The following is a 13,040-nucleotide window of genomic DNA, read 5'->3' as shown; positions in this document are numbered from 1 at the left end:
TGAAATAAATCCTCCCTAAATTATGCTTTTATTGTAATTTTTGAATACGGTCCCATTGACTTACAATATCTGTTACGCGCACACCAAAGTTCTCGTCGATTACGACAACCTCGCCCTTGGCAATCAGTTTGTTGTTTACCAAAATGTCCACCGGCTCCCCAGCAAGCTTGTCTAGTTCAATAATTGAACCTTGTGAGAGCTCCAGAATATCTTTAATTTGCTTTTGGGTCCTTCCTAATTCTACGGTGACTCTAAGGGGAATGTCCATCAATAAATTTAAATTGTTTTCATCCACTTGCGCAAATGCACCGGACTGCAAGTTAGAAAATTGTACAGGTTGTACATTTACATTACGTCCCGGTACTGCGCCGTAGTGATGAGGCGTTCCGTAAGGAGCTTGCGGCGGTACACCAGCTGGCATTCCATAACCCGGTGTTCCATAGCCTGGAGCGCCCTGCTGCCCATATCCCGGGTCTTGAGGATACATTGGCGGTTGTTGTCCATAGCCTGCGTCTTGCGGCGCCTGCGCGGCTGCAGGTGGCTGTTGATAGGCTGGTGCAGGCGGTTGCTGCGGAACGCTAGCTTGTTGCGGCACTTCGGGAGCAGCTGTTGCAGCTACCTGCTGTGCAGACGCTTGCGGTTGTTCTTCATCCTCTCCGCCATTCATTAGGATGCTCACCATTTTTTTGGCGAAATTAACAGGTAACAGTTGCATCAGCGTAGAGTCAATAAGATCCCCGATCAATAACCGGAAGGAGACTGTGATGAGCGTCTCTTCATCCGGCAGACTGGATACTCCATCACCGTGCATAGGATCCAAAATATCAATCCCCGGTGGAGAGATATTAACAAAACGATTAAACATAGTAGACATTGAGGTCGCCGACGATCCCATCATCTGGTTCATCGCTTCCTGCACAGCACTAATGTGGATTTCATTCAATTCTTCATCTGCTGGGTTTCCTTCACCACCAAGCATTAAGTCCGCTATCACTTGTGCATCACGCTTTTTGATTACGAGTGAGTTAATACCCTCGAATCCATCGACATAATTTACATGTACAGCTACGTGTGGCTTTGGAAATGCAGTTTCAAATTCAGAACGGGTAATAATTGAAACTTTAGGTGTCGTAATATCCACCTTTTGACCGAGCAGTGTGGAAAGAGCCGTAGCTGCGCTGCCGAACGTTATATTACCGATTTCCCCGAGAGCATCCTGCTCCAGAGGAGTCAGAAAATCGTCAACGGTCTTGCCTGCGGGAGTAGAATCCGTCCCCGCTTCAGACTGTTTCAGCAAGGCATCGATTTCCTCCTGGGACAAATAGTCTTTACTCGTCAATTTCTTCAACTCCTTCGTTGACAATTTCATCAATTTGTACGGCAACACGATCTCTTACCATGCCGGGACTTCCCATAAACTTCAATTTCTCGCCTACCCGGATGGATAGTCCTTCTTTGACAGGTTTGTTCAATGAAATGACATCCCCGACCGAAAGACCCAGAAACTCGGCTACATTTATCCGGGATTCACCCAACTCCGCAATAATAGGGAGCTCTGCTTTGGTGACCCGTAATCTCAAGGCGTCAATCTCTTCGGGCGCCCTTGATTTCTTTTCGGATGTAAACCACTGGTGCGTGGACAGTCTAGCCATAATAGGTTCCAATACCACATGCGGGATACAGAGGTTAATCATCCCTGTGGTATCACCAATTTTGGTACTAAGCGAAATCAGAGCAATCGTTTCATTCGGCGAGACAATCTGCATGAACTGCGGATTTGTTTCCATCGCCTCTAGGCGCGGTTCAATGTCCAGTACCGTTTTCCAAGCCTCTTGCAGGCTATCAAAGGTACGACTGAAAATTCGCTCCATAATCGTCGTCTCGATTTCGGTCAACGCAGTAACCTTTGACGGTGCCGAACCTGTTCCTCCGAGAAGCCTGTCCAACATGGCATAAGCAACGTTCGGGTGAACCTCAAGCACCATACGGCCTTCCAGCGGTTCAGCTTCAAAAATGTTTAGAATGGTCATTTTCGGAATGGAGCGAATGAATTCATCATAAGGAAGTTGCTCCACCTGAACGACATTAATTTGGACAAAAGTACGAAGCTGCGCTGAAAAATATGTGGTCAGATACCGTGCAAAGTTCTCGTGTATCCGCGTCAGACTCCGTATATGATCCTTGGAAAACCTAAGCGCTCTTTTGAAATCATAAGCGCGAACTTTCTTTTGGGTATCTTCCTTTTTAAGTTCTTCCGCATCCATTTCACCGGACGAAAGAGCTGCTAAAAGGGCATCAATTTCCCCTTGTGACAGTACATCCACCAATGTTATTCACCCCCTTACGTGTTCCTGACAAGTTCACCTGGAATCAAATGGCTGCCAGCAAAAAGTCTGTAATTTTGGCGTTCCCCAGGTGACCTTCAGGGAGCGACTTGTTGATGAGATCCGTCAGCTTGTCACTGAACTGGTCCCGGCCTTTAGCCGTTCTGAGCTCATCAGGTTTGGTGTCTGCAAGTAATTGAATAACGATGGGCTTAATACTGATGTCTTTGATTTTTTCAAAAGATTCTTTTGCTTTGGCATCGTTCAATTGAAAAGATAGGTTCATCTGAACAATGTAATCTGCGTCTGCCAGATTTGTTTTGATACCGGTAATTTCAGAGCTCACTTCCACCAATTCATCTGCTGACAATCTTGGAAGTTGTTCTGCCTGAGCAGCTTGCGCATTCGGTATGACTTCCGACTTCTTCCCGCTAAGCGCTGGTATAAGTACAAAGGCCGCGCCTGCAATCAAAGTAATCGCGAGTAAAATTGTAATGAGCCATGGCAGCATCTTCTTCATTCGTCTTCCTCCATTTGTTGCACTTTTATCGTGGCGGCATGCATACCGATTTCACGGCTGTAACCCTTGATCAAGGAGACGACATCTGCCGCTTTTTCCAATACAATCAACCGTTTCCCCGTCACCAAAGTGACGTATGTATCCGGTGTTTCCTCCACAGTCTCAATGAGCAGCGCATTAAGCCACATAGGCGAGCCGTTCAGCCGCGTTAACGGGATCATCGTAATACCAACCTCCTGATAGGTGCGGAGGAGCCTCTACTCCTCCGCGTTTAAATGAGATTATCGTTTCAAGTTTACAACTTCCTGAAGCACTTCATCCGAGGTCGTAATGATACGCGAGTTCGCTTGGAATCCGCGCTGAGCTACGATCATTTCGGTAAATTCGCCTGTCAGATCAACGTTGGACATTTCCAGCTGACCCGCGATGATAGCTCCACGCCCCTCTGAGTTGGCTGCTCCAGGCTCAAGTTCATCAATGTTGGAGTTGACCGTTGTACGATACAGGCTGCCTCCAATTTTCTCCAAACCTTCCGGGTTAGTAACTCTGGCTATACCAATTTGCGTGCCATTATTCACTGTACCATCATCTAATTGCTGTACAATCGTGCCATCCTGTGAGATAGAGACTGCCGTAACATTGTCTTCAAGTGTGATTGGATCTCCATCCAAATTTCCCACAAAAAATCCATCGGAAGTAACCAGATTCCGGTTTGCATCTATGTGGAAATCACCCGCACGAGTCAGATAAGGGACTTCCTGTGCATCATTCATTTTGACCAGGAAAAATCCGTCACCGTTAATACGCAAATCCGTTGGATTGTTCGTAGTCATTGCACTACCTGGAAGATGCAGTGTATCAATCGAGCTGACCGACACGCCTAGACCAACCTGTTTGGCATTTTGACCTGCAGTTGTCGTAGCGTCTGGTGCGCTTGCACCTGAACTCGTTTGGCTCAAGATATCCTTGAACATCACTCGGCTGGACTTGAAGCCTGTAGTATTTACGTTTGCAATGTTGTTACCGATAACGTCCAGCTTTGTTTGAAAGCCCTTCATGCCCGATACACCTGAATACATTGATCTCAACATTGAGTATAAATCCTCCTCTGATTGGTTGCTTAGTTGACCGCATCAGTCGATCCGCGGCTTTTTCATGGCTTTCCTATTCGGGCCAGCCACTTCATATACATTTTTATGAAATAATCACAGCACTATCTATCTGCGTAAATACGTTATCCTCCATGGACTTCTTATCCATCGCGGTAACAACTGTTCGATTAGGTACACTTACAATCAAAGCCATATCCTGCATTAAAATCAATGATTCTTTGGCGCCTTTGGCAGCTGCTTTATCCACAGCAGAGTTAATTTTCGCCATTTGGTCACTTCTCAACTCTATTCCCCGCTGCTCCAGACGCTTGGCTGCATGGTTGCTCAGCTTGAGCACCTGTTCCTGCAACACCTGACCGAACGGTCTGGCATCCTTGGATACCGAATTTACTCGGTTTTGTGAGATTGCTGCCGGGGGCACGTTGGCGGGAAAAAGGCGTCCGACCGTCATTCTATCATTCATGAGTTCTCACCGCTTCCAGTAGAGGAAGAAGATGAAGTATCCGATGTATTTATAGCGGGAGTCGTTGTATTAGCCTGACTCACTGATGTTACATCTTTTAATGCCACCTCAGCCGCTCCCATTTTGGCATACTGCACACCGTCGCGAATAACGATGGAATCCACGATTCCACTTTTTACGGTACCCGCACCTGTTTCACCTGTGATGGAGTCTTTTTTACCTGCCTCAATCCAGCTGACTTCTTTTCCTATCAAACCGGAAGCCGTACCTAAAGACTGTCCCAATGCATTCAACTGCGTAGAAATGTTCATCAGTTGTTCCACTGAGGAAAACTGGGCCATTTGAGCGATAAATTCTTTATCCTCCAAAGGCTGCATCGGATCCTGATTTTGTAGCTGGGTGATCAAAATTTTCAGAAATTGATCTTTACCCATAGTCTTAGTATCCTTAGCACTCGCCGTTTTGACATTGTTCACATTGTAATTCGGCCAGACGTTGCTGGTGGATACATTGTTGTCTGTCGTCGTCATTGTGTTCTCACCTCCATCATTACGCTTGTGCTGTAAAGGAGCCTGTCCGATTTATATCATCTGCACGTTGTTCTGCTGTCCAGTTACGGAGTTCCTCTGCCATTTCAGCTACCTTGATAGCATCTTCGCTCTCTTCTCTACCACGAGCTTTGGAACGTTGATTGGATTGCTGCTGCTGATTAGCTCCAGATCCGCGCCCATCCTGATACATATGGGAGGAAAGCGACTCATTGTGCGTGACTTCTACCTTATCCACCTGGATACCTTGGCTCTGGAGACTCGAACGCAGCTGCGACATTTGCTGTTCCAGCAAATCCTTCGCTCCGCTATGCTCAGTCATGAACTGGGCAACCAGATGACCATTTTGCATTGTCAGCTTAACCTCCAGCTGGCCCAGATGATCTGGACGAAGCATGATAGTCGCTTCCGTCAACCCAGTGTGTTTTACAATGTCAAGTTTCTGCACTACAAATTCGGTCATCTCCTTGGCAAATTGCCGCACATGTACGACTGGTTGAGCCGGAGCCGAAGGTGTTGTTCCTTGCATTTGTACCGAAAGCTGTCCCGCAGTCGTGATCACTGGAGTCTGATTGTCAGTTGCTGTCGAATCCGCTTGCTCAGTTGCATCTACGAATGCACTCGCTTCATCCGCTCCAGTCGTCTTAACTGCAGACTGAACGAGAATATTAGTTGATGAACGTTGCCCTTCTGAACCTCGTTGATTAGTTTCGCCCTGACTAGCTTGCTGCTGAGAAGCAACAACCTGTTTGTCTGTAGTGGCTGTAGCTACGGTCTGAGTACCATTTGCTCGATTTGCAGAAGGCTGAACTGCTTGTGAATCCCCACCATCAGCAAGTTCCACAGCTTTCATTACACCATTCCACTGCTCATCGGAAATTGCTCCCCTACCTGCCGTTGCGCTTTGGAGCGATTGTAGCAACTGTGTCACCTGGGACTTTTGGTCTCCAGAAGCCTGCTCTGCTACATTGGCAAGTTGTGACAAAGCGTCCTGCAATGCAAATCGAAGAGTAGCCGGGTTGGCTGCCAAGGCTGTTAAGCCTGTCGCCTCTGTCGTTTCTCCACCGTTTAACTGTTGATTTGTTCCGTCGCCTTGCAAAAACTGTTGTACTTGCTGAATCCAAGCTTGCAGAGTTGCAAGCAGAGCAGGATCGGCAGCTACTTGATCATCCAACTTTTCGAGATTCTGCAGCAAAGGAGCCAGTGTTTCGACCAGCGACTCCGTTGGAGCTTCCGTGGATTCTCCAGTCGCAATAAGCGGGAGTACCATAACTAATGGAGAACCGTTCGCATCTGTGCCTGCTGAGCCCGTTTGCCCGCCTGTCATCATTTGCGTAAGTGTTTGATTAAAAGCACCCGTGGTTGCTCCAGCAGCTGTGGCTGTAGTCGTTGTTGAGGCCGTTGTACTGCTAGCTGTCTGACTGGAGCCGAGCGATACACTTTGAGAAATAAGGGTCATTTATTTTTCACCTCCCTTCATTTAAATTACTTACTGCCCATCAGTTTGTTTAAAATTTTTGCGGTCTGAGCCGCATCCTTGGCAGACATATTTTGTAGTAAAGAACCACGTGTCGAATCATCTACTGTATTTAATATGTTTAATGCCTTGTCTGGACTGATTTTGTAAGTTTGCAAAATAAGTTCGGCACCGCTCTTCTTGTCCATGGAAGCAAATGTGCTACTGATTTGAGTGCTTTGCAAACTCTTACTCGTCGTGCCAGCTGTGGTACCTTGATCCTTTTTCAGACGAGACTGCAACGCAGCAACTGACAAATCCGTAGATGGCGTTACGTTTTTCAGAGCCATAGTAATATCGGCTGCTTTTTTAGCGTCCATCTTTTGCAAAATCTTCGCACTGTTGGCAGGGTCCATGTAGCTTAGCAGCTGCACAGTCTCTTCCGTAGTCAGATTCTCCATAATCGGTGCCGCTTTACTAGCTGTCATTCCTTCATACATACTAGCAAGATCTCTGGCCTGTTTTACATAAGGATCTTCATTTGTTGTTCCACCTGTAGTTTGCGTACCAGCCTGTCCCTGCTGACTGGCCTGTGGCTGCTGTTCCTGTTGCGTTTGGAGCGTATTGACCTGATTCTGCAGTTCAGTAACCTTTTTATCTTGTGTCGTCTTAGCAGCGGTAGCCTTTTTAAGCTCCTCCGTCTGCTTGGCTAGATCTGCCTTTAACTGCTGAATGGTTGCTTCAGAACTTTCGGACTGAGCCTTTTGATCTGCCTCTTTCGTCTGTGTAGCCTTATCTTTCGGTTCAGGTACCCAATTTTTAACAACTGGTATTTTGTTCCCTAATGAAATCATTTCGCTTCTGAAGTCCATATTGAACAATGTAAGCAGGACCCCGACCAGAACGATTGTGAACACAATCGGAATCAGGAAAAACATAAACCGTTCAAATCCCCCGCCTGATTCTTTTCCTAAATCCATATCCAGTTCATTTTCTGCTAACTTCTGTGCCATCGTCTTCCTCCTCAGGCAGCTGATATGCGTATCCTATGACTTTCCGCTTACCGGGCTTTCATGGCAAATCGCACGGAAGCCATTTCATCCAGCTCGTTCTGCTCGCGCAGGAGCACTTCCTGTTGGAATTTCACGTTGGCCTTCTCTCTCGCTTTCAGCCAAACCTGTTCATCCAGCATTTTATCGGTCAAAACGGTTTGTTTGCTTTGCACATTTTGCTGCGCATATTGAACATCCCTATGCTTGCGTGTAATACATTGGTCCAGATGATTAACATAAGCCTGTAATTCCTGAATGGTAGAGAGTGGTGCGCAATCCTCGGCAGCCTTTTGAATGGCTGATATGACTCGATTCCTTTCGCCTACAAGCTGTGTTAATGTCTGCTCCTCAGCCTGCAATTGTCCAACAGCACTGGAAAGCAACCATTCGGCCTGTGACTTTTCGTTGGTTTTCAAGTCTACAACTTTCTGAAAGGAATACTGAAATCTCATCGTTCAACCTTCATCTCCTCGTAAATTCAGAAATCAAACGCTCTCTTACCTCGTCCAGCTCAGCCTTTTCATCTGTTCTTTGTCTTGTAAAATCCCATATATCCCGTATACGCTCCATGGATTCGTCAATTTCTGCATTTGAACCCTGCTGATAGGCCCCAATATTAATCAGGTCCTCCGAATCTTTGTAAATGGCCATCAAGCGCTTAATGTTCTCGGCAGCGTCTATCTGATCTCGTGGTGCGATATCCTTCATAACCCGGCTAATACTCGCTAACACATCGATTGCCGGAAAATGTCCTTTGTTCGCAATTCCACGATTCAAGACAATGTGTCCATCCAAAATCCCGCGCACCGCATCCGCGATGGGCTCGTTCATATCATCACCATCGACCAGTACCGTATAGAAAGCGGTTATGGAGCCAGTAGGGCCTGTCCCTGCACGTTCTAGAAGCTTAGGTAGACTAGCAAACACGGAAGGTGTGTACCCTCTCATTGCCGGTGGCTCCCCTACGGCTAGGCCGACTTCACGTTGGGCCATCGCATACCGGGTAACTGAATCCATCATCAGCATGACATTCAACCCGCGGTCCCGAAAATATTCCGCGATCGTCGTTGCAATAAGTGCACCCTTAATACGGATTAACGCAGGTTGGTCGGAAGTTGCCACAATGACCACGGAACGTTCTAGTCCCTCCGGACCTAAATCCCGTTCAATAAAGTCCAGCACCTCGCGTCCACGTTCCCCGATCAAGGCGATTACATTCACATCAGCTTCCGTATTACGGGCAATCATTCCCATCAAGGTACTTTTACCTACACCCGAACCTGCAAAAATACCAACCCGTTGTCCTTTACCGATAGTAAGCAACCCGTCAATAGCGCGCACCCCGATACTGATTGGTTCCTGCACACGCGGACGATTCAGCGGATTGGACGGAATATTGAAGGTTGAATATCTCGCCATTCGCGAGGGAATCAATGAGCCATCCAGAGGCTGACCCAAGCCGTCCAGCACCTTGCCTAACAGTTCCGACCCGACCTGCACATTCAACGGCTTCCCTGTTCCTACTACATCACAACCGGGACCAATGGATTGCAGTTCTCCAAGTGGCATTAGAAGCACTTTATTGTCCCTGAAGCCTACAACCTCCGCTTGCAACGGCTTTGCCGTTTTACCCGGATAAATGTAACAAACATCCCCGATACTGGCATCCGGACCTTCCGATTCAACCATCAGGCCGATAACCTGCGTAACCTTGCCATTTACCCGAACCGGGTCCAGCTGGCGCAAATGATCCATGTAGCGCTGCGTATTAAGCCCCTTCATGTCTTCGCTCCTCATTCTCATGTGCCAGACGCAGTAGTTCCTTTTTGATCTCAGCTAATTGCGTATCAATCCGCGCATCCACGCTCCCAAAAGAAGAACGGATAACACAACCGCGATCTTTCACGGTACCATCAGGAATAATTTGCAGTTCTGCCTGCGAATCGACAGTTAATGACAATTCTTCTCGTGCACCTTGCACAAATGCGAAATGCTGAGGCGACACACACAATGTAATGGTTCCTTTTTCCCGCTTACGAGCCAAATTTTTACGAATTAATTCAATTGTGTAGTCCGGCTCAAGGCTAAGCTGTTTCTCAATGACCTTCTCAGCAATAGCACTACTCAGTTCAACCAGAAAAGGCTCAGCTTCCTGAATTAGTTGTTCCTTTATCTCATAGGCCTGACGTAGAATATCCTGTGCTTCTTCCATCATCTGCTCTGATTTCGTCTGAAGCTCGGCCTCAGCCAGCTTCTGACCTTCTTCATATCCTTGCTGAAACCCATCAGCCTTTAACGACTGAGTCAGCTGATCGTCATGCTCGCGTCGCTCCTGCCACCAGGCTTCAATCTGCTGCTGCGCCTCCTGAAGCATCCGTTCCGCTTCTTCAGCTGCCTCGCGAACCTGACGTTCGGCAAAATCCTTAGCATCTTTCAGCATTTCATCCCGTAGCCGTTCAGCCTCATGATCTCGCTGAGGCTCCGGCTCCGTATATTCAGTTGTGATTTCTTCGTCCGTCGTTTCTGGCGCATACGTATGTGCCACATCAATTGTTTTCAAAGCCTCTACAGGAACATATTGGAAAGACTTGATCAAGTTAGACAATGATGTCATCTCCTCCGCCGCGTGCGATTATAATCTCACCGGCCTCTTCCAATCTGCGGATCGTCGATACGATACGTGTCTGTGCTTCTTCCACATCACGCAACCGCACCGGTCCCATGTACTCCATTTCCTCTTTGAAGGTTTCTGCCATACGTTTCGACATATTTCGGAAAATCACATCACGTACTTCTTCACTGGATACTTTAAGCGCCAATTGCAAATCTGCATTGTCGATATCGCGGACAATGCGCTGAATGGAACGGTTGTCCACATTGACGATATCCTCGAACACGAACATTCTTTTCTTAATTTCCTCAGCCAGTTCTGGATCTTGAATTTCAAGCGAGTCGAGAATCGTACGCTCGGTTCCGCGGTCTACGCCATTCAAAATCTGAACAATGGACTCGATACCACCGGCATTCGTATAATCCTGCGTCGCGGTTGCAGACAGCTTTTGCTCCAACACTCGTTCCACCTGGGAAATAACTTCCGGAGATGTACTGTCCATGACAGCGACCCGCCGGGCCACATCTGCCTGCTTTTCCTGTGGCAGAGACGACAGAATTGCAGCCGCCTGCTCAAATTGCAAGTACGAAAGCACGAGGGCAATTGTTTGCGGATTCTCATTCTGTATAAAATTCAATATCTGGTTTGGATCAGCCTTGCGGGCAAAATCGAAGGGTCTTACCTGTAACGTCGCTGTTAGACGGTTAATGACCTCAACTGCTTTTTGCGATCCGAGTGCTTTCTCCAATATTTCTTTAGCGTAATTAATACCGCCTTGAGAAATGTACTCCTGAGCCAAACAAATTTGATGAAACTCGGCCATGATGGAGTCCTTCTCAATGGCATCGACCTTCCGCACATTGGCAATTTCCAATGTAAGTTGCTCGATCTCCTCATCACGCAAATGCTTGAATATTTGAGCAGATACCTCTGGTCCCATTGTGATCAGAAGTATAGCTGCTTTCTGTCTTCCCGTTAAACCTTGACTGCTTGCCTTTGCCAATGAACTCACCTCTATTCGTCAGCCAGCCATGTACGAAGCAGATTGACGAATTCGTCGGGTTTCTTTTTCGCCAGACTTTCAAGCTGTTTACGCACTTGACTTTCATTTGTCACACTTTCCATGGTAATAGACGGGAACTCCGTCGGCGTTGGCATAAGTTGCAATTCTTCATCCAACTCTTCTTCCTGCTTACGACGACCGCGTACGATGAGGAAGATTACACCCGCCAGCAGTGCCAGAACAGCAGCTCCGATGCCCCATAGCCAAGGGTTGGAAGCTGAGAAGAATGTATTTGTGCTCGCAGGCGCCGGAACTGCTTGTGAGAACACCGAAACCTTCTTAGCCAAATCAGCGTCTGTAATTGTAGTACCAGAATTCGCCAACGACGCTCTTACGATATTAACCAAAATATTTTGAATTGCTGTCTGAGTTGCAGTATCCAACGTTTGCTGACCTGTTGGTGGTTCAACTGCTACATTAATGGTTAAATCTTTTACAGTATACGGACTTTGGATAATATCCCTTGCAATTCGGTTAACTTCGTAGTTAATCGTACTTGAGCTCTTATCTGAGCTGGTATTGCCGGAATTAGCTCCTCCGGGGTAGCCCGGAACATCCTGTGTTCCTGTTCCTGCAACTCCTCCGGTTTGTCCACTACTACCTGTATAGCTTTCCTGAATTTGTTGGGCGCTAATTTCAATACCCTTCATTTTCGTTTGGTCAACAGGTGTGACCATTTGTTCCTTTGATGTTACTTTGTCGAAATTTAGCTGGGACATCACAAGTACATTTACCTTGTCGTCTCCAACAATTTTCGACAAAAATTGTTGAACATTATTCCTTACATCGCTCTCAAACTTCTTCTGTAGAGCCATGTTTTCTTGAACACCACTAGTGAGCCCACCTTGGCCGCCCTTGGCCGTTGGAATCAACTCATATTCCTTATTAGTGATCGTAATGTTTTCCACTGGAAGATTCGGTACTGCCGTTTTTACCAGATTAAAGTATCCATCGATCGCCTGCTGATTTGGAGTAAAGCCAGGCTCGAATTCCATTTGAATCGAAGCGGAGGCTTTGTCCTTTTCCTCAAGTCCGGCAAAAATGTTTTCCTTTGGCATATTAATGACAGCTTTGGAGCTTTGGACACCATCCATCCGTTCCAACAGTTGCTGTATTTCGCCGTTCAATGCATTATTGTACTTCACATTGAACTCGTTCTCCGTCATGCCAATGGCAGAGGAGGACTGGTCAAAAGCGCTCATGCCGATTGAACCCTTCTGAATCAGGCCTTGAGACCCAACATCTACCTTCGCCTTATCCGCATTAGCGGTTGGGACTGAGATTTGTGTCCCACCAGCATTAAGTTGATACGGTATACCCGCAGAATCGAGATATTTAATGACTCCGGCAGCATCGTTAGCATTTAAATCTCGGAAAGCCACTTCATACTCGGTTTTGGTAAACTGCATCGTTAGCACTACAACAGCGATAATGATGAATGCTAATGTCGAAACAAGTAATATCTTCTGTTTTTTGCTAAAATTATTCCAATACCCGGAAATCTTATCCCGATATTGGGCGATTCTCTCGTTCACTCCGTCACCCCATCCGAAACTTTGCTAAACCCTCTTTACATCTGTGTACGCATGATCTCCTGATAGGCTTCGATCGCTTTGTTTCGGACCTGTGTAGTAAGCTGCAGGGAAAGCAGCGCTTGTTGGGAAGTGATCATGACCTGATCTACATCAACTTTGCCTGCCATGAATTGGTCGGACATCTGGTGCGTAGCGGCTTCCTGCTGCCCTACTTCATTGAGAGCATCCTTTAGGAAGGAACCAAAGTCCTTCAAGGATTCGGAAGGCGTCGCTTTCGCCAACTCATTGTTAGGCGATTGAATCTGCTGTATTACCGGTGTCTGTACATTAAACATGGCGTTCTGAATCATGTTTTA

General features: G+C 46.9%; 15 protein-coding genes. All 15 read right to left on the bottom strand.

The window, feature by feature from the left end:
- Positions 1 to 28: 28 nt before the first annotated feature.
- Positions 29 to 1,339, bottom strand: coding sequence for a flagellar motor switch phosphatase FliY (fliY, locus tag MKY98_RS10270; protein WP_029516999.1), 1,311 nt, complete (start codon positions 1,337 to 1,339; stop codon positions 29 to 31).
- On the bottom strand, positions 1,329 to 2,327 hold the full coding sequence (gene fliM, locus MKY98_RS10265) for a flagellar motor switch protein FliM (RefSeq protein WP_029516998.1): 999 nt from the start codon (positions 2,325 to 2,327) through the stop codon (positions 1,329 to 1,331). The genes fliY and fliM overlap by 11 nt, the downstream gene beginning before the upstream one ends.
- Positions 2,328 to 2,370: 43 nt before the next feature.
- Positions 2,371 to 2,844, bottom strand: a complete 474-nt coding sequence (locus MKY98_RS10260; protein WP_023988194.1) for a flagellar basal body-associated FliL family protein — start codon at positions 2,842 to 2,844, stop codon at positions 2,371 to 2,373.
- Complete coding sequence (locus MKY98_RS10255) at positions 2,841 to 3,065, bottom strand: flagellar FlbD family protein (protein WP_013309896.1); 225 nt, start codon at positions 3,063 to 3,065, stop codon at positions 2,841 to 2,843. The genes MKY98_RS10260 and MKY98_RS10255 overlap by 4 nt, the downstream gene beginning before the upstream one ends.
- A gap of 60 nt (positions 3,066 to 3,125) precedes the next feature.
- The gene (flgF, locus tag MKY98_RS10250; protein WP_016820955.1) at positions 3,126 to 3,935 is read right to left on the bottom strand and encodes a flagellar basal-body rod protein FlgF; all 810 of its coding nucleotides are present in this window, start codon (positions 3,933 to 3,935) and stop codon (positions 3,126 to 3,128) included.
- 103 nt (positions 3,936 to 4,038) lie between these two features.
- A complete protein-coding gene (locus MKY98_RS10245; RefSeq protein WP_039274704.1) occupies positions 4,039 to 4,419 on the bottom strand; it encodes a TIGR02530 family flagellar biosynthesis protein in 381 nt (126 codons plus the stop codon).
- The gene (locus MKY98_RS10240) at positions 4,416 to 4,949 is read right to left on the bottom strand and encodes a flagellar hook capping FlgD N-terminal domain-containing protein (RefSeq protein ID WP_029516995.1); all 534 of its coding nucleotides are present in this window, start codon (positions 4,947 to 4,949) and stop codon (positions 4,416 to 4,418) included. The genes MKY98_RS10245 and MKY98_RS10240 overlap by 4 nt, the downstream gene beginning before the upstream one ends.
- A gap of 19 nt (positions 4,950 to 4,968) precedes the next feature.
- Entirely contained in the window at positions 4,969 to 6,426 is a 1,458-nt protein-coding gene (locus tag MKY98_RS10235) for a flagellar hook-length control protein FliK (protein ID WP_069011398.1), read from the bottom strand.
- Positions 6,427 to 6,452: 26 nt separating this feature from the next.
- Positions 6,453 to 7,436: a magnesium transporter MgtE N-terminal domain-containing protein gene (locus MKY98_RS10230; RefSeq protein WP_023988189.1), complete on the bottom strand. Its 984-nt coding sequence runs from the start codon at positions 7,434 to 7,436 to the stop codon at positions 6,453 to 6,455.
- 47 nt (positions 7,437 to 7,483) lie between these two features.
- Positions 7,484 to 7,927 carry a flagellar export protein FliJ gene (fliJ, locus tag MKY98_RS10225; RefSeq protein WP_029516992.1) on the bottom strand — a complete coding sequence of 148 codons (444 nt, stop codon included), beginning with the start codon at positions 7,925 to 7,927 and terminating at the stop codon, positions 7,484 to 7,486.
- Positions 7,928 to 7,937: 10 nt separating this feature from the next.
- Positions 7,938 to 9,257 carry a flagellar protein export ATPase FliI gene (gene fliI, locus MKY98_RS10220; protein ID WP_029516991.1) on the bottom strand — a complete coding sequence of 440 codons (1,320 nt, stop codon included), beginning with the start codon at positions 9,255 to 9,257 and terminating at the stop codon, positions 7,938 to 7,940.
- Positions 9,244 to 10,080: a FliH/SctL family protein gene (locus MKY98_RS10215; RefSeq protein WP_029516990.1), complete on the bottom strand. Its 837-nt coding sequence runs from the start codon at positions 10,078 to 10,080 to the stop codon at positions 9,244 to 9,246. Before MKY98_RS10215 ends, fliI begins: the two co-directional genes overlap by 14 nt.
- Complete coding sequence (gene fliG, locus MKY98_RS10210; RefSeq protein WP_013309887.1) at positions 10,073 to 11,089, bottom strand: flagellar motor switch protein FliG; 1,017 nt, start codon at positions 11,087 to 11,089, stop codon at positions 10,073 to 10,075. Before fliG ends, MKY98_RS10215 begins: the two co-directional genes overlap by 8 nt.
- Before the next feature lie 11 nt (positions 11,090 to 11,100).
- Complete coding sequence (fliF, locus tag MKY98_RS10205) at positions 11,101 to 12,684, bottom strand: flagellar basal-body MS-ring/collar protein FliF (RefSeq protein WP_013309886.1); 1,584 nt, start codon at positions 12,682 to 12,684, stop codon at positions 11,101 to 11,103.
- Positions 12,685 to 12,719: 35 nt separating this feature from the next.
- Complete coding sequence (gene fliE / locus MKY98_RS10200; protein WP_029516989.1) at positions 12,720 to 13,034, bottom strand: flagellar hook-basal body complex protein FliE; 315 nt, start codon at positions 13,032 to 13,034, stop codon at positions 12,720 to 12,722.
- Between the last annotated feature and the right edge of the window lie 6 nt (positions 13,035 to 13,040).

The organism is Paenibacillus sp. FSL M8-0228 (assembly GCF_038007385.1).
Classification (GTDB): Bacteria; Bacillota; Bacilli; order Paenibacillales; family Paenibacillaceae; genus Paenibacillus; species Paenibacillus polymyxa_D.
Note: the sequence above shows the minus strand (reverse complement) of the source record. Positions and strands in the feature narration are given on the sequence as shown.